Below are 16491 nucleotides of genomic sequence, written 5' to 3' on the forward strand. Positions count from 1 at the left end.
AGGGTGCGATCAAGCCCCATTCTCCCCGCACACCGCCAGCTGTGAGAGGCGGGGTAACAGCGCCTGACCGGTGCGGGCTATCCCGCGAATTCGGCCGCGGTGACGAAGTGCGGGAGCACACCATCCCAGCCTCCGCGGTTCAGGTCTCTCCAATTCGGCCCCGCGGCCCCCAGGTTTTCCCACCCGCTGTGGACGATGTCGACCCGGGTGCGGTCGCCGATCGGAACGAAGTGGATGTCGACATCCGTCGCGTCGGCCGGCTCCCGCCGGATGTGCCAGCGGTATGCGAAGCGCTCGGGCGGTTGCCACGCGGTGACGGTACCCCAGACGTGCTCTTGCCCGTCTAGTGCGCGCTCGAAGAGTCGGCCTCCGACATGCTTCTCGAGACCGATGACGGATCCGGCGAGGTTGGTCGCGGTGTGGTTGCGCGGCCACCAGCTGTCGATGCGGTCGGTCCAGATGTGAAACGCGTGCGCCGCGGTGCAGCCGACCTCGAAGCTGATGCGGAGCGGGTCGATCATTCGGTGTTGTCCACTCGTTCGGTGTTCTCGGCCATCAACCGGAAGCGGGTCGCGGCTTCGCCCCAGGTGCGACGAAGGTACTCCTCCACGGCGGCTAGGCCCTCCTCGCGGAGGGAGTAGATCCGCAGCGTGCCCTCGCGTTCCTCAGAGACGAAGCCGGCCTCACTCAGCAGCCGGAGGTGGCGCGAGACAGCGGGGCGACTGATCGGCAGTTGCGCGGCGAGTTCGTGGACCGGCCTCTCGCGCTCGGCGAGAAGGGAGAGGATCTTGCGCCGGTTCTCGTCGGCAAGCGCATCGAACGGGTCCCCGGCCGCGGGCTCAGGCGCCACGCTCGACCCGCGCTTTCAACCCCTCGGCGAACTGACGGAACGAATCCGAGAGGTCGGGGATCGACTTCCAAATCATGCCGAGCAGCGGACCGGTGTACTCCTCGCGCATCGTGAACTTCGTCGACGTGGCATCGACAGGAGTCACGGTGTAAGTGCGCACCCCGCGGAACAAGCCGAGCGGCATCCCTCCCGTGAACACAATCGACCGTGGCGGGGTGAACCCGGTGACTTTCACCGGAAACGCACGGGTCGGTGCGACGTGCGAGCGCACCGTCACCTTCGCCCCGGGGCTCACCGTGCCTTCGACGGCGTCGACTCCCGAATCCCAGGCGGGCCACTCGGAGGCTCGGGAGAGAACGGCCCAGACATCGGCGGGGGAGGCGGCGATCGTGGATTCGGATTCGAAATAGTGCATTGCGGGCTCCCCACATCGGTAACAGTATTGTTACCGTAAACCCTGGGTTACCGATGCGCAACAGCTATGCGGTCAGGTGCCGGAGGTCAGGCCCCTCAATTGCTCGAGCGCGTCACGGATGCACTGGGGGAAGTCGGCAGTCGTGCCGACCTCGATCCACATCTCGAATCCGATCTTGAAAACCGTGACGCCTGTCTCGGCCGCCAGCCCGGCTGTGACCCGTGGAATTCCGCGCCGCCCGAGGGCGTCGGCGACCGCGCCGGCGAGAGTCGAGAACTTGAGCAGTTCACGTTCCTGGAGGCTGGGGTTCGCGGCGATCACCTGAGCGCGACGCCGGGAGTAGTCCCGATCGGGCAGTAGCGCCGCGGCGGTCTGCATCGCGGTCGCGACGATCTCGATCGGCGTGAGCGATCCCGCCGCCGAATCCACTGCGTTCACCACGGACTCCTGCAGTTCGCTCGATCCGGCGAACAGGACTTCCCGCTTGTCGGCGAAATGGCGGAAGAAGGTGCGTTCGGTGACACCGGCGCGCTCGGCGATCTCGGCGGCCGTCGTGAGTTCGAAGCCGCGCTCTGCATACAGCTCGAGTGCGCTGAGCCTCAGGCGCCCTCGCGCATCCGGTTCCCATCGTCCCACTCCGCCATTCTAGTGATGTCTGTCACTGACATGGAGTGCTACACTGATGACAGCGACTGACATGAATGGTCCGGCCCTGCAGCCGGACGGAAGGAGAAGCCCTCATGCGCGTTTTCGTCACCGGTGCATCCGGATGGATCGGATCGGCCGTCGTACCAGAACTGATCGCTGCCGGCCATGAGGTCGTCGGCCTCGCGCGGTCGGACGAATCCGCGGCCTCCGTGGCGGCGGCGGGTGCCGCTGTCGTGCGTGGGGGTCTGGATGACCTCGACGTGCTGCGGACCGCGGCCGCGGCATCCGACGGCGTGATCCACCTCGGCTTCAAGCACGACTTCTCAGACATGGCGGGTGCCGGCCGCACCGAGCGGGCCGTCATCGAGTCGATCGGGCACACTCTGGTGGGTTCCGACCGGCCGTTCCTCTTCGCCTCCGGCGTCGCCGGCCTCGCGCCTGGGCGGGTCGCGACCGAGCGGGACGCCGTTCCGTGGTCGGGCCCCGATGCGCCGCGCGGCGGGGCCGAAGCGCTCGCATTCGACTACGCCGGGCGCGGGGTGCGGCCGGTTGCCCTCCGATTCGCCCCGACGGTACACGGTGAAGGCGACCACGGGTTCATCTCCACGATCGTAGGGGTAGCGCGCGAGACGGGCACCTCGGGGTTCGTGGGGGACGGTTCCAACCGCTGGCCCGCCGTACACCGGGCGGATACCGCGAGCATGATCAGGCTTGCCCTCGAGAAGGCGCCGGCGGGCTCGGTCGTGCACGGCGTGGGGGAGGAGGGGATCCGCGCCCGCGACATCGCCGAGGTGATCGGTCGCCACCTGGGCATCCCGGTCGCGTCGGTCGCGCCGGAGGACGGTGCCGCGCACTTCGGATGGATCGGCGCGTTCTTCGCGCTCGACGTGCCCACCTCCAGCGCGCTGACCCAGCAGTTGCTTGACTGGACGCCGACCCATCCCGGGCTGCTCGACGACCTGGAGGCCAGCCACTACTTCCGCGCCGGCGCCTGAACACGGAGCGCACTCAGCCGCGCACGACCGTCAATCGCAGCCACTCCGCGAAAGACTCGACCTGGGCATCGACGGCCGCCTTCGTCGATCGGTCGAAGGGCTCGTCTTCGTGGATCCGGTGCACGATGAATCGACCGGAATCGCGATCGGACCGGGCATCCACCTTGCCAACGAGGCGGTCGCCGTGCAGGATCGGCAGGGCGAACTGGCCCCAGATGCGGGATCGCGCCGGCTTGTATATCTCGAGCGAGTAGTCGAATTCGAAGAGTCTTGCGACCCGGTGCGGGTCCGTCATGAGCCGGTCGAAGGGCGAGAGCAGCACGGTTCGACCTTCGAACGGGCGACCGAGCTGGGCGGGGTCGACGCGCCACTTGCCCGCAACGCCCTCGATGGTGGCGGCTTCGCCGACCGCAGCGATCCCGTGCAATTCCGTAGGCGAGACGGCGATGCTGTCGCGCATGATGCCGCATGCTCCGAGCAGCCGCTCACTGCGGATGCGGCGCGCCTCCTCCGCCGGGATCTCCGCAACCGGCGCAAACACCCGCTCGGCGAGGTCCCAGATCCTCAGCCGCCCGGCCCGCCCGACCACCGCCAATTCGCCGGCCATATGCAGGCATTCGAGCATCTGGGTGACGTTGCGATTGTTGGTCCACCCTGTCGAGGGCCAGGGAGCGACTGCTTCGTCCGGGATGTCGCGGGAGGTCTTCGGCCCCTCGTCGGCGATGCGATCGAGGATGCTGCGGGCGAAGTCCGCGTTGTCCTGCATCCATCCGGCGGCACCGGTGCGGTCGGCCCACGTGCGCATGCCCGCGAGATAGAGCCCGAGGTCCGACATCGGGCGAAGCATCCATCCGCGCTCGAAGAGCAGGCCCTGACTGAGCGCGCGTTCGGTGTCGACCGGGCGGTACGACGACCCGAGTCGGGACCAGCAGATGTGATCGGCGGCCGGGGCGACCGTGCTGGTGAGCTCGACGCGCAGAATGGCAAGTTCGCGCACGACGCCGACCACGTCATCCGGCGGGTGGACTTTCGGCTGCCGGGAATCGAGGAGGGCGGCGCGCACCGCGATCCGGCGCGCATCCTGCTTCGTCACGGTGATGACTGCCATGGGCCAAGGGTATTGGCAGCCCCCGACTAGTCATCCACCTCCCGTTTTTGCGATCACCCACCGGTCGACACCGGGAGGTGATGAGAAAAACGGGAGGTGGTCGGCAATCAGGAGGTGAAGTGAACCGCGAGAACGGGGACCTGACTGATCTTCGAAAAATAAGAACCCTCTCATAGCCGGCTCCCTCGGGTCTCATCTGCGGCTCCCAGACTGAGCCTGTGGCCGATCAGCCACACACAGCCACCGCCTCAGGCGGTGATTCGGAGAGGCCCAGAAAATGTTCAGCACCAGGAAGACAATCACCATCGTCGCGCTGGCCGCAGCCGGCGTACTGTCGGTCGGCGCGGTCGCGTCGGCGCAGGCCCAGAGCGGTTCGGTCACCACGTCCGATCACCGCACCCCGGCGACGTCCGGCACTCCCTCCGTCGGCGACGACAATGGACTACGCGGCAACGGCACCGTCGATGATGACTCGGCCCTCCCCGTGACTCCGACGACGGTCCCCGCGCCATCGCCGTCGACCGGGCTGCCGACGGATACCGACCACCCCCAGGGTGACGACAGCATCGGCCGCGGAGATGGCGACGATGCCAACGAGGCCGATGATGTCGATGGCGACGACAGTCACTCCGGCGTCTCGGACGACGGTGCGGGACACGACGCGGGTGACGACCACGGCCAGAACCGGGGCGAGGACCGCGGCGATGACTCCGGCCACGGCTCGGACGACTCCGGTCACAGCGGTTCGCGTCACTGACAGCACGTCCCGCGCGCGATCACAGCTCCAGTCGAACGGGCTGTCGACCCATCAGGGCCGGCAGCCCGTTCGGCCTGGCGGGGTCGTCTCCCGCGCGAGTGCTACGTTCCGTGACGAAAGGGATCGCGCCCTCCCGTCGCAACCGCGATGCTGGGGGGATGACACTCGAGGCGACCTTCTCCCTCGACGTCAGCCGCGCCGGTCGATCCTCGGTCAAGTGGACCAGGTACGCCCCGGATGTGATCCCGCTGTCCGTCGCCGAGATGGACTACAGCGTCGCCACCCCGATCTCCGACGCGATCGTCGAGCGCGTTCGCGCCTCCGACTTCGGCTACATCGACGCCCCCGGGCCGCTCTCCGGCACCTTCGCCCGATTCGCCCGCGACCGGTGGGGGTGGCAGGTGGACCCCGCGAGCGTGCGGGTGACCACGGATGTCAGCGCCGCGATCGTCGAGACCCTGCGGTACGGCATCCCCCGCGGTGGTCGCGTCGTGATCAACCCTCCCGTCTACACCGCCTTCTATGAACTCGTCGAGGAAGCGGGTGCGGTGCGCGTCGACGTGCCGCTGCTCGACGACGGGTCGTCCTGGTCACTCGACCTCGACGGGCTCGAGCGGGCGTTCGCCGAGGGAGCGGATGCCTTCCTCCTCTGCAACCCGCAGAATCCACTCGGGCTCGTCTTCGACCGCGAGACGCTGGCCGCCGCCGCGGTGCTCGCGGCCCGCTACGACGTGCTGGTCATCAGCGACGAGGTGCACGCGCCCCTGACGCATCCCGGGCAGGCGTTCGTGCCCTTCCTCGAGGTCGGCCCCGAGTTCGGCGCGCGATGTATCTGCGTCACCTCAGCGAGCAAGGGCTGGAACCTGGCCGGCGCGAAGTGCGCCATGCTGGTCGCGGGCGACGACGCCTCCCTCGCCATGCTCGATCGTTTTCCCGAAGAGGTGACCTGCCGCACCAGCATCCTCGGCCTGCATGCCAACATCGCCGCGTTCGGCTGCACCGACTGGCTGGACGAGACCATCGGCGACATCGTGCAGAATGATGCCCTGCTCGCCGACCTGCTCGAACAGCAGCTGCCGGCCGCCGTCTACCACCGTCCTCAGGCGAGTTACCTCGGCTGGATCGACCTTCGCGCGTACGACCTCGGCGCCGATCCGGCCGCCCTCCTCATAGACAGCGCCCGCGTCGCACTCAACTCCGGCCACAGCTACGGCGAGGCCTACGACGGCTATGTGCGCATCAACCTTGCCTGCGATCCGCGTCTTCTCGTCGAAGCCGTGCGTCGCATCTGCTCGGTTCTCCGGTAGCGCCGGGACTCCAGGCTCAGGCCCCCGCGCGCAGGATCCCGGCGACGCGGTCCCACCAGTCGGCGGTGTCCGCACGCTGTGTGTCGGCGATCGTCCGCCCGGCAGCGACCGTGGCGTCCCGCGCTGCCCACACCCTGGCGAGCAGAGCCGGGCCTTCGCCGGCGAGCAGGTCGTTCACCGGCAGGATGCCATCCTGCCCGAAGTTGCGCAGGGCACCGGCGAGTTTGACGCCCGTGTACTCGTCGACCGGGATGCCGATGGTCGCGACCCCCGCCGGCACCGCGAAGACCGCGGGGTGGTAGCGACTGGTGACCACCAGCGAAGCCGAGCGGGCGATGCGGGCCGCGGCCGGGGCATCCGGGGGCACGACCGCCATCACCCGCCGGGATTCCATCTGCGCCATCACGCGCTCGTGCACCAAGGAGTCGCCGCGCACCCGAGAGTCGTCGAGCGAGCCGAAGTGGGCGAGGAAGACGATGTCGAGGTCGGTGGTCTCGACGATCTCGTCGAGCAGGTCGGCGAGCGCCGTGATCACCGCCTCCCGGTCGGAATCCCCGACGTGATTGGCGAGGGTGACGACGCAATATGGGAGCGACGGCAGTGCCTCGTCGAAGAGGAAGCTGGCGTCATCGGCCCCGAGTCGCAGGCGATCGGATGGTACGCCAAGGCGCTCGGCGACCGCGAGAGACGCCGACTCGCGCACACTCACCAGCCGGGCCAGGCCGAGCAGGCGGGCGACGAGCGCGGAGTCGTCGTCGGTGAGCTGTGGACCGAGGGTCTGCCCGCTCACGACGAACGGCACGTCGAGGGCATCCGCGATCGCCCCGATGGCCAGGCGTTCGAAGATGTGCGACGGCCAGGTGGAGGCGAGATTGCCGCCCCCGGTCACCACGACACCGTCGGACCTGCGGATGGCATCGATCACGGCAGATGCCGAGTCGTCGTCGGGCAGGAGGCCGGCCTCGCCGCGGGCAGTGCGCAGTACCCGGTCGAGGCGATCCTCCTGCGCTGCCCGCCCTCCGGCCGAGGGCGCGAATCCGATACCCCGGATCGCCTCTGCGCGGAATCCGCCGCTGCTGTAGCGCTCGATCGTCTCGCCTGGGTTCGCCGAGATCGCGACGACGGAGTCGAGACCGCGCTCGCGCATCGCGTCGACGAAGGCCTCGAACATCGCTTCATCACCGATGTGGATCATGTCGTCGATCACGCCGACATCGCCGATTGCTACTACGCGCACGTGAATCTCCGAGTGTCTCTCTCTGGGCGTCGCGCCGCGCGAGCCTCCACCACGCTAGTCGAACCGGCAGCGGTAGTCAGTCTGCGGCGAGCGAGTCGATGCAGGTGCCGAGCAGACGGCGCAGCCGATCCTGCTCGGAGCTCTCCAGACCGCTTCGCATCCGTTCTTCCACCGCCCGCACGGCCGAGCTGGCCGACGCCAGCTGGCGACGGCCGAGGTCGGTCAGCTCGGTGGGGCGCACGCGCCCGAGGGGAGTGCCCGGCCGCGAGACGAGCCCGTCGCGTTCCATCAGGTGAAGGAGGGTGTTCATGGACTGGCGGGTCACGAAGGTTCCGCGCGCCAACTCCGAATTGGACAGGCCGGGTCGTTGGGCGAGAAGTTCGAGGCAGGCGTAGTGGGTGATGGTCATGCCGAGGGGTCGGAGGACCGCATCCATCGCGCCGTGTAGAACGCTCGCGGCCTGCTTGAGGAGGTATCCGAGCGAGGTGTCCAGGTCGAGCCCGGGGGTGGGCGCTTCATCTTGACTCATGTCAGAAGTCTGACATATAGTTGCTAATGTCAGATATCTGACACCAGAGAAGGAGTTCACCCATGCCCGTCATCGGCCCCGATTTCGTTTCCCTGCAAGTGCGCGATATGGACCGCTCCGCCGCGTTTTACCAGGAATTCCTCGGACTCACCCGCCTCGCGGGGCCACCGCACGCGGTCGTGTTCGATACGAAGCCCGTCGCCTTCGCTGTTCGGGGAGTACTCGACGGCGTCGATCTCGACGCCATAGCCCAGCCCGGCCAGGGAATGGCGCTCTGGATGCTCGCCACCGAGGTCGACGCGATCCATGACGCCCTCGCCGCCGCCGGCACCCCGATCGTGCTCGCACCAATGGACGGTCCGTTCGGCCGCACCTTCACATTCGCGGACCCCGACGGCTACCACGTCACTCTTCACGACCGGGCGTGAGCCGGGGAACGGCGTCTCTCTGCCCGGCGACTAGCACGCGGTGAACGCCCAGCACAACCCCATCGTTTTACCAGCATGCTGCCGCCTATCATCAGCATTGTGGGCATCCAGACATCTCTAGACGCAGTGCTGCGAGCGGACCGGCTTGTCGACTCGATGCGCCTCGCCGACGACCTCGCCTTCGAGGCGAGCCGCGATGGCGGAGCCCGCACGATCCGGGTGTTGACCTCGGCGTTGAACAGCGACGACCAGGTCGCCGCCATCGCCGCGACGCACGCGCTCGCGCAGATCTTCGACGAGCAGGCCGATATCGCCCTCTCCCGCCTGCTCTCCAGCAGCCGCGGCTTCCTTCGGGAGCACGCCGCCTGGGCGCTGAGCCTTCGGCTGCCGAGATTCGACACTGTCGGGAGGCTGATCGGCCTGGTGGCCGATGGCGGCTTCGGCGGCATGCTCGCCCAGCGCACCCTCGAGCAGTGGGGATCCCCGGTCGCCGAGCATGTCGCGATCGGGCTCGAATCGGCCCTCCTCGGCGTCGATGAACCCGGCGCCCGCTACCGGTTGGTGGAGACTCTCGGTCTCGTCCGCAAGTCCGTGGCGACTCCGGCCCTCCTGCGCGTCGCGACCGACATCCTCGAGGAGGAATCCGTGCGGGTCGCGGCGGTCTCCGCCCTCGGCCAGCGGCGAGGGGATCGTGAGATCGTCGCCGTTCTCGACGACCTCGCCCGCTCCGAGGGCTACCTGGCGGATGTCGCGCGCCTCTCCCTCGTCGACCTGTCGGCCGAAGCGACCCCGATCGACAGCCCCCGCAGCGGCCTCACGATCGCCCAACTCTTCCTTCACGCCGACCTCGATGCCGGTCTTACCCAGGCCGGCAGCGGTGACAACGGCGGCATCGCCACCCTGTTGGTGAGGCTCGGGGACGCCCTCGTCGCCGAAGACTCCGCGGCCCCGCGGGTGGAGCGGGTGATCACGCTCTCGCGTGGTTCGGTCTCCGACGCCCTGCAGAGCGTCGTCGACATCGGTGCCGGCGAGTGGGGTCACGACTACGGGCGCGTGCCGTTGCTGAGCGAGCCGGTGCAGTCCGCGAGCGCCTGGCCGTTGCGGGTGGCCGCCCGCCGGGGCATCCGTCGCATGCTCCGGGCCGCCGGCGGAGTCGACCTGCTGCACCTGCGGATGGCGGATGTCGGCAGCCTCGCCGCCGCAGACGTCGCCCGCGAACTGGACATCCCCGTGGTGTTCACGGTCGCTCCGGACCCGCACGCCGTCATCCACTCGCTCGACCTGTCCGGTCGGCTCACCCGGCAGAACTTCGGCGAGGTCGACGAGGTGGAGCACTTCTGGTTCCGCACTCACCTCGTGCAGCAGCTCGCCGCCAACGCCGCACACACCGTGCTGTTTCCCCGGCCCTCACTCGAGCGGGACATGCGGGAGCTCGTGGGGATCGACATCACGGCGCATCCGGAACGCCACACGATCGTGCCGGAGGGCATCGACCTCGAAGTCGTCGACCGGGCCGTCGTCGAGAGTGCGGGCCACGCTGCCGGCCAGCCCGCGACTCCCGCCCTGCAGGAGCTGCGCGATCTTCTCGCCGAGGTGCCGGAGCACCGCCGTGACTTTCCGCTGCTCGTCAGTGTCGGCCGGTTCCATCGGGTGAAAGGCATGGCCACGATCGTGGATGCCTGGGCGAACGGTCCTCTCGCCGATCGCGCCAACCTGCTCTTGATCGGCGGGAACCTGGTGGATCCCTCCGCCGACGAACGCGAGCAGCTCGAACTGATGGACGCGATCGTGCCCGCAGATCGCCGATTCGAGGCGGGGCTGGTGCTCTCCGGTCATCGCCGCAACGACACCGTCGCCCGCTGGGTCGCCGCGGCCCGCTTCGGGCTGCCCGGGCGTGCTGCCCCACGCGGCATCTACGTCTGCGGAAGCCTCAAGGAGGAGTTCGGCATCGCGCTCCTCGAAGCAATGGGCTCCGGACTCCTCGTCGTCGCCCCCGACGGCGGCGGACCGGCGACCTACGTCGAGGAGGGCGTCACCGGGTTCCTGACTCCCACGTGGGATGTCGACCTGCTGCGCCGCGCCATGGTCGAGGCGCTCGAGGCCTCCATCGCCGAGGAGGATGCCGATCGGGCAACGGCATCACGGGCGACAGTGGAGCAGAGCTTCACGATCCAGGCGATGGCCCGGGCCCTGTCCAACGTCTACCAGGGCGTGCAGGACGAGGAGAGTGAATCGCGGGGCTGGTCATTCGCGGCCCTGTGACCCTCCTCATCATCAGTCCCGACTACGCCTCGCACCTGCTCCCCCTCGCAACCCTCGGCACCGCGTGGCGAGATGCCGGCGAGCGCGTCGTCGTCGCAACCGGGCCGGCGACGGCGGACATCGTCGACTCCTTCGGCTTCGAACGCATCAACCTGCAGCTGGGCAAGGGCTCGAATCCCGGGGTGATCCGCGCGGAACAGCAGCCCACCGGCGAGGACGACGCTCTGCGCGGGTTCTTCGACGCAACCCGCCGCGGGATGGTGGAGACGCTCGCCTTCCAGGCCGAGGCGCGACTGAGCGACCTCATGTGGGAGCCGGTACGGGTCGCCCGCGAGGTGCAGGCGGTGGTCGCCGCAATCCGGCCCGACGCGATCATCGTCGATCACCTGGCCTTCAGCGCGCGGCTTGCCCTTGTGGCCGCGGCGGTGCCCTACGCGGACGTCGTGCTCGGGCATCCTTCCGCCCTCCCCGTCGGTGACGAGGTCTACGGCTTCCCGCCGGCCTGGCCCGTGGCATTCGAGCCCACGACGGACGAATTGCGGATGCTTCGCGAGCTCTGCGACCGGGTGAGCGAGTCCTTCACCGCCGAGTGGAACGCCGCCCTCGCCGAACTCGCGCCACAGGCCCCGCCGTCGCCGAGCGCCTTCGGCGAGCACGGCGAGTTGCTCCTGCTCAACTATCCCGCCGAGCTCTCACCGCCCGAGCGCACCGCCCTCCTTCCGCCGCATCGCTTCCTCGGGTCCGCTGTGCGGGAGGAGGCGCGCGATGCCGAGGTGGATGCCTGGCTCGCGGAAAGCGACGATCCCTTCGTCTATGTGAGCTTCGGCAGTTTCCTCTCGGTGCGAGGGGACGTGCTCGCGCGGGTCTGTGCAGCGCTCGAGAAGTTGGGCATCCGGGGAGCGATCGCCATCGGATCCGCGGATCGGGCCGATCTCGGTGAGCTGCCGCCGCACTGGCTCGTGCGCGAGTTCCTGCCGCAGGTGACCCTGCTGGAGCGGGCCGCCGCCGCGGTGACCCACGGCGGCAACAACAGTGTCACCGAGGCAATGACGATGGGTGTCCCGCTGGTGGTTCTGCCCTTCTCGACGGACCAGTTCGCCGGGGCGGCGGCGCTCGAGGACGCCGGTTTCGGCATCGCCCTCGCACCGAACACCGCAACGGTGGCCGAGCTCGCGGATGCCGTGCGCACCGCGCTGGACCTGCCCGCCCGCGAAGCACTCTCTGCGTTGTCGGTGGGGCTGCGTCAGGAGGCGGGAAGTCGCCGCGCCTTCTCGGCGGTGGCGTCGGTCCCTACGAGCTGACGCATCGCATCCCGGCTCGACCGGGCCTCGCGATATTGCTCCATCAGTGCGGCATTCGCGTCGTACTGCTCACCCTCGCGAGCCTGCGCCGCGTGGTGCAGGGCATAGACCACTCCCTCGTGGCGCCGCGGCACCTCGTCGAGCAGGGTCTCGTGCGCCACATACCAGGCTGCGTCCTCGAAGCCCCAGCCGCGAAAGCGCTCGTCCTGGCCGCCGTGGCTCCACCAGCTCTGCGGGGTGGTGACGTAGACACCGGAGCAGGCGCCGTTCACGAGTTCGTAGTCGCACTGGTCGAGCGGTGTGCCCGCCGTGAACTGGGCGGTGCCCGGCGTGCCGAGCCAGTGGTACCGCGTGTACGGCAGGTGCACAAGGCCGGAGGTCGCCGCGGCGGCGATGGCCTCGCGCAGCGGCTCGAGCTGGGGGATGGTGTCCGCGTCGTTGATGACGACCACCTCGCCGGCGTCCTCGATCGAGTCGATTCCGAGGTTGCGGCACCGGGCGAGATTGAAGATCTCGTCGTCGGAATCGATGGTGCGGATGTCCACGTCCCCGAAGTTCTGCACGTACCAGTCCACGACGGCGTCGATGGCCGCCAGCCGGGAGGGCTGGGGACGCCAGGGGATCAGGACAGTGAGCACCGATCAAGCATAAATGGATGGCGGAGGGCGAGAATACGCCGGTGCCTCAGGCGAGCAACGGACCGAGCAGAGCCGAGCTCGAGCGCATCGAGTCCAGGGCGGAGCCGGGTCGTTCGATGAGCGATTTCGGAGCGGAGAGGCACAGGCCCGCCACGAGGATCCCGGCGCGGTCGCGGATCGGAACGGCGAGGCATCCGTAGCCGACCGTGCTCTCGTCGACCTGCACCGCGAACCCCCGGGCGCGGGTCTCCCGTGCGAGCCGGGAGACCTCGGCGGGGGAGCGTTCCGTCGCGGAATCCGGGAGTGTGCCCGCCTCCCGCAACTCGCTCAGGAGCAACCGGCCCATCGCTGAGGCATCGAGGTAGCGGGTCAGCCGAGCGGGATTGCTCAGCGGGAAATCGGGATCCACATCGACGATGCCCAGCCGTGCCTCGTCGTAGCGCACGAGGTGGATGCCCCCGCGCATCGTTCCGCGCAGGCCGGTGAGGAGGTCGCGCACCGCCTGCGGGGGCCGCACGGGGGTGGACACTCCGGCGAGCTGCACCACCTTGAGGCCAAGCGCGAATCCGCTCAGGTCGGGAAGGCGCACCAGGTATTCCTCCTGCACGAGCAGGTTGAGCAGCCGGTAGGCCGTCGCCCGGGGAAAGCCGAGGTTCTCGCTCACCTCGCGGGCCGTGACCCCCGGACCGCAGCGCGCCACCTCCTCGAGCACCACGAGGGCGCTGTGGATGGCCTTGGGCTGGCGGGCGCGAACCTCGCTGAGGCGGTCGGCTGAGGTCATCGTCGGCTGATGGGCGGGCCCGGCGGCGAGGGGTCGGCCGGCAGGCCGCCGAGCAGGTCCTGGAGGGTCGTCTCGTCGTACACCCCGATGGCGGAGCTCAGCCACGGACGGCGCAGACGCATCACTCGGTAGACGACCATTCCCACGGCGACGATCGCGAGGAAGATCCACACCCCGGCCGAACTGGCGCTGGTGCTGCGGTCGATCAGGTAAACGACGAGCCCCACGCCGAGGAGCGCCGCTGCGGCGATAGCGCGCACCCCCACCCAGAAGGTGAGCTCTCCGATGCGACGGAGGAAGACGACGGCGGCGATGCAGACGAAGACGTAGGCGGTGATGTAGCCCGCAGCCGAGGCGACGAGCAGCACCCCCATCGCCTCCCACACCCCTCCGCCGAGTGCGATGGTGACCACCGGCACGATGGCGAGCACCGGCACGGCGGCGGCGACGGCGGCGATCGGCGTCTTGAGCGTCGGATGGGTGCGCCCGAGCACCGGCGACACCAGGCCCTCACGGGCCATCGAGAAAATCACCCGCACGAGCGCCGTCGTCGAGGCGATCGCGCAGGCGAAGAAGGAGGTGGCGATGCTCGCGTCAAGCAGCAGGCCCATCCAGGTGAGCCCATACGCGTCGGCGAGGGAGTTGACGGGGGAGGCGCTGGTGGTGATCGATCGCCCGAGGGTCGAGAAGCCGATCAGCTGGCTGTAGGTGGAGAGCAGGTAGAGGACGCCGGAGGCGACCACCGTCCAGACGATCGCCCGCGGGATGCTGGCGAAGGGCTTTCGCGCTTCGGCACCGAGAGTGGAGGCGCTCTCGAAACCGACGAAGGCCATGAGAGCGAGAACCGTGCCGGTGGCGAACTCCCGCGGGGTCGTGCCGGCGAGACTGAGCACCGACCAGTGGATGCCGCCGCCCTGCCGCACGAGCATGGCGATCGTCAGCACGAGGATCAAGGCGACCGATGCCGACTCTACGACGAGCGTGACGCGGGTGGAGAGCCGGATGCCGCGGGCCAGCACCAGGAAGCACACAGCGGCCAGCGCCACGATCGACGCGCTCACCAGCAGTGCGGAATTGCTGGTTCCCGGCAGGAACGTGCCGAGGAGCGTGGCAAGGAACAGCCCGCTCCCCGTGAGGGAGAACATCGCGACGAAGGCGTATCCGATGACCAGCGCGATGCCGGTCAGGAAACCGGCGCCGATGCCGAGTCCTTTCGAGACGAAGGTGTAGAGGGAGCCGGTCGCCGACATCCGCCGGGTGAACTGGTTCACTGTCGTCGCCACGAGTAACGAGAGCAAAAGGGCCCCGGCGACGGCCCACAGCGTGCCGTCGCCGGCGACGGCGGCGACGATCGAGGGGATCGTGATCGCCGCGGCCGAGGGGGCGACCGCGGAGACCGACTGTGCAAGCACGTCGACGAATCCGATGCTGCGTCGAGCGAGTCCGGAGACGGGGGAGCGGTCGAGCACGCCCGTCACACGGGGCGGATCGGAAATCGCGCGCTCGAGTGCGGTCACTGCTCAGCTCCTGGGTGGGGGGTTTTCATGCTAGCGACCGCCTGTTGCGGCGGTAGGTCGACAGTGTTTCGGGCGTGTGATCGTCAAATGAGACAACGGCGGGCGCTGTCTCATTTGACGCTTCCGGATGTTTACGCCGGCGGAACCGGCGCGCAACGAGCCGCGGCGACGATGGAGGCATTCCTGAAGTTCCCTCCCACCCCCACGGAGTCACCATGACAACAACACGCGAACCGACAGACATCGCCAACCCTCCCGCCAAGGCCGGGCTCTCCGGCTCTCTCAGTGTCGGATCGATCGTCTTCATGGTCGTCGCGGCAGCCGCGCCGCTCACTGTTATCGGCGGGTCGGCGCCCCTCGGCTTCCTGCTCGGCAACGGGGTGGGTTTCCCCGCACTGTTCGCCGTCTGCGCGGTCGTCCTCGTGCTGTTCGCCGTGGGACTCGTGGCCATGACAAAGAGGATCCCGAAACCGGGCGGATTCTTCACCTTCGTGGGGCACGGCCTCGGAAAGCCGGCCGGGCTGTCGGCCGCGTACCTCGCCCTCCTCACCTATACGACCATCCAGATCGCCGTCCACGGCTACGTCGGCTACCTCATCGGCGCCTCCATCGCGGCGCTCGGTGGCCCCGACCTCCCCTGGTGGATCTATTCGCTCGCGATCATCCTCATCGTCGGGGCCCTCGGCTACCGGCACATCGATCTCAGCTCCAAGGTGCTCGGAGTGCTCCTGGTCTGCGAGGTCGGCATCGTGCTCGCCCTCGTCATCGCCGTCGTCGCGACCGGTGGACAGGAAGGCCTCTCGGCCGCGCCGTTCCTGCCGAGCGCGATCTTCTCCGGATCCCCGGGCATCGGCCTCATGTTCGCGTTCGCGGCTTTCATCGGCTTCGAGTCGACAGTGATCTTCCGGGACGAGGCCAAGACCCCCGATCGCACCATCCCGAAGGCCACCTACATCGCCGTGATCGGCGTCGGCATCTTCTACACCCTCGCCTCCTGGGCGCTCGTGATGGCTTGGGGACCATCGAACGTGGTGGCCGAGGCCGCCAAGAATCCCGGAACGATGGTGATCACCACCACGCTGCGCTATCTCGGTCCGGTCGGGGAGATCATCCTCAACACGCTGCTCATCACGAGCATGTTCGCCTGCGTGTTGTCGTTCCACAACGTCATCTCCCGCTACCAGCACTCCATGTCGAACGCCGGACTGCTGCCGAGCCGTGTCGGTGACGTGCACCCCCGGCATCTCTCCCCCCACGTGTCGTCGCTCATCCAGACCATCACCGCGTTCGTGCTCATCGCCGTCTTTGCCGTGCTGCGCCTCGACCCGATCCTGCAGGTGTTCACCTGGTTCTCCGGGGTGGCGACTCTTGCGATCGCCATCCTCATGGCCCTCACGTCCGTCGCGGTGATCGTGTACTTCCGCACCACCAAGAGTGACCGGAGGCTCTGGAACACGCTCATCGCCCCGGCTCTCGGTTTCGTGGGACTCGTCGGTTCCGCGGTGGTCATCGGCATGAACTTCCCGTTCCTGGTGGGAGACGTCAATGCCAAGGGCGCGCCGGTCTTCGGAGCGGTGAGCGCCATCCTGCTCGGACTGATCGTGGTCTTCCCGGTCGCGGGGCTCATTCAGGCCGCAGTGCTCAGGCGGCGCAATGTCGCTGCGTACGAGTCCATCACCGACGCCATCGCCGGCTGACCCGTCCCATCCGTCACGACC

General features: G+C 68.5%; 17 protein-coding genes. 7 read left to right on the plus strand and 10 right to left on the minus strand.

What is annotated here, in order from left to right; genetic code table 11:
* Positions 1 to 77: 77 nt before the first annotated feature.
* From ACVXZ4_RS01950 to ACVXZ4_RS01965, 4 genes are all read right to left on the minus strand, one after another.
* A complete protein-coding gene (locus tag ACVXZ4_RS01950) occupies positions 78 to 521 on the minus strand; it encodes an SRPBCC domain-containing protein (RefSeq protein WP_461796576.1) in 444 nt (147 codons plus the stop codon).
* Positions 518 to 850, minus strand: a complete 333-nt coding sequence (locus ACVXZ4_RS01955; RefSeq protein WP_461796577.1) for an ArsR/SmtB family transcription factor — start codon at positions 848 to 850, stop codon at positions 518 to 520. Before ACVXZ4_RS01955 ends, ACVXZ4_RS01950 begins: the two co-directional genes overlap by 4 nt.
* Entirely contained in the window at positions 840 to 1265 is a 426-nt protein-coding gene (locus ACVXZ4_RS01960; protein ID WP_461796578.1) for an SRPBCC family protein, read from the minus strand. Before ACVXZ4_RS01960 ends, ACVXZ4_RS01955 begins: the two co-directional genes overlap by 11 nt.
* 72 nt (positions 1266 to 1337) lie before the next feature.
* Positions 1338 to 1901: a TetR family transcriptional regulator gene (locus tag ACVXZ4_RS01965; RefSeq protein WP_461796579.1), complete on the minus strand. Its 564-nt coding sequence runs from the start codon at positions 1899 to 1901 to the stop codon at positions 1338 to 1340.
* A gap of 104 nt (positions 1902 to 2005) precedes the next feature.
* On the opposite strand from ACVXZ4_RS01965, the gene ACVXZ4_RS01970 reads away from it, so the two are divergent.
* Positions 2006 to 2908 (plus strand): SDR family oxidoreductase, encoded by a 903-nt coding sequence (locus tag ACVXZ4_RS01970; protein ID WP_461796580.1) that lies wholly within the window; start codon positions 2006 to 2008, stop codon positions 2906 to 2908.
* 13 nt (positions 2909 to 2921) lie between these two features.
* On the opposite strand, the gene ACVXZ4_RS01975 is transcribed toward ACVXZ4_RS01970, so the two are convergent.
* Entirely contained in the window at positions 2922 to 4016 is a 1095-nt protein-coding gene (locus ACVXZ4_RS01975) for a DNA glycosylase AlkZ-like family protein (protein ID WP_461796581.1), read from the minus strand.
* 277 nt (positions 4017 to 4293) lie between these two features.
* On the opposite strand from ACVXZ4_RS01975, the gene ACVXZ4_RS01980 reads away from it, so the two are divergent.
* Both ACVXZ4_RS01980 and ACVXZ4_RS01985 read left to right on the plus strand, forming a co-directional pair.
* Positions 4294 to 4773 (plus strand): hypothetical protein, encoded by a 480-nt coding sequence (locus ACVXZ4_RS01980; protein ID WP_461796582.1) that lies wholly within the window; start codon positions 4294 to 4296, stop codon positions 4771 to 4773.
* A gap of 158 nt (positions 4774 to 4931) precedes the next feature.
* On the plus strand, positions 4932 to 6080 hold the full coding sequence (locus ACVXZ4_RS01985) for a MalY/PatB family protein (protein ID WP_461796583.1): 1149 nt from the start codon (positions 4932 to 4934) through the stop codon (positions 6078 to 6080).
* Positions 6081 to 6096: 16 nt separating this feature from the next.
* Here the strand turns inward: ACVXZ4_RS01985 and ACVXZ4_RS01990 are convergent, their stop codons facing one another.
* Entirely contained in the window at positions 6097 to 7317 is a 1221-nt protein-coding gene (locus ACVXZ4_RS01990) for a polysaccharide pyruvyl transferase family protein (protein WP_461796584.1), read from the minus strand.
* Between the two features lie 76 nt (positions 7318 to 7393).
* A complete protein-coding gene (locus ACVXZ4_RS01995) occupies positions 7394 to 7846 on the minus strand; it encodes a MarR family winged helix-turn-helix transcriptional regulator (RefSeq protein WP_461796585.1) in 453 nt (150 codons plus the stop codon).
* Between the two features lie 62 nt (positions 7847 to 7908).
* On the opposite strand from ACVXZ4_RS01995, the gene ACVXZ4_RS02000 reads away from it, so the two are divergent.
* The 3 genes from ACVXZ4_RS02000 (at position 7909) to ACVXZ4_RS02010 (ending at position 11837) form a co-directional block, all read left to right on the plus strand.
* Complete coding sequence (locus ACVXZ4_RS02000; protein ID WP_461796586.1) at positions 7909 to 8274, plus strand: VOC family protein; 366 nt, start codon at positions 7909 to 7911, stop codon at positions 8272 to 8274.
* 99 nt (positions 8275 to 8373) lie between these two features.
* Entirely contained in the window at positions 8374 to 10536 is a 2163-nt protein-coding gene (locus ACVXZ4_RS02005; protein WP_461796587.1) for a glycosyltransferase, read from the plus strand.
* A complete protein-coding gene (locus ACVXZ4_RS02010) occupies positions 10533 to 11837 on the plus strand; it encodes a nucleotide disphospho-sugar-binding domain-containing protein (RefSeq protein WP_461796588.1) in 1305 nt (434 codons plus the stop codon). The genes ACVXZ4_RS02005 and ACVXZ4_RS02010 overlap by 4 nt, the downstream gene beginning before the upstream one ends.
* On the opposite strand, the gene ACVXZ4_RS02015 is transcribed toward ACVXZ4_RS02010, so the two are convergent.
* The 3 genes from ACVXZ4_RS02015 to ACVXZ4_RS02025 are packed head-to-tail and all read right to left on the minus strand — an operon-like array spanning position 11780 to position 14773.
* On the minus strand, positions 11780 to 12475 hold the full coding sequence (locus ACVXZ4_RS02015) for a hypothetical protein (RefSeq protein ID WP_461796589.1): 696 nt from the start codon (positions 12473 to 12475) through the stop codon (positions 11780 to 11782). The two genes, ACVXZ4_RS02010 and ACVXZ4_RS02015, sit on opposite strands and share 58 nt — an antisense overlap.
* 46 nt (positions 12476 to 12521) lie before the next feature.
* A complete protein-coding gene (locus ACVXZ4_RS02020) occupies positions 12522 to 13256 on the minus strand; it encodes an IclR family transcriptional regulator (protein ID WP_461796590.1) in 735 nt (244 codons plus the stop codon).
* Entirely contained in the window at positions 13253 to 14773 is a 1521-nt protein-coding gene (locus tag ACVXZ4_RS02025) for an APC family permease (protein WP_461796591.1), read from the minus strand. The genes ACVXZ4_RS02020 and ACVXZ4_RS02025 overlap by 4 nt, the downstream gene beginning before the upstream one ends.
* A gap of 215 nt (positions 14774 to 14988) precedes the next feature.
* On the opposite strand from ACVXZ4_RS02025, the gene ACVXZ4_RS02030 reads away from it, so the two are divergent.
* The gene (locus ACVXZ4_RS02030) at positions 14989 to 16470 is read left to right on the plus strand and encodes an APC family permease (RefSeq protein WP_461796592.1); all 1482 of its coding nucleotides are present in this window, start codon (positions 14989 to 14991) and stop codon (positions 16468 to 16470) included.
* Positions 16471 to 16491: the final 21 nt, after the last annotated feature.

It is taken from the genome of Lacisediminihabitans sp. FW035, assembly GCF_054880895.1.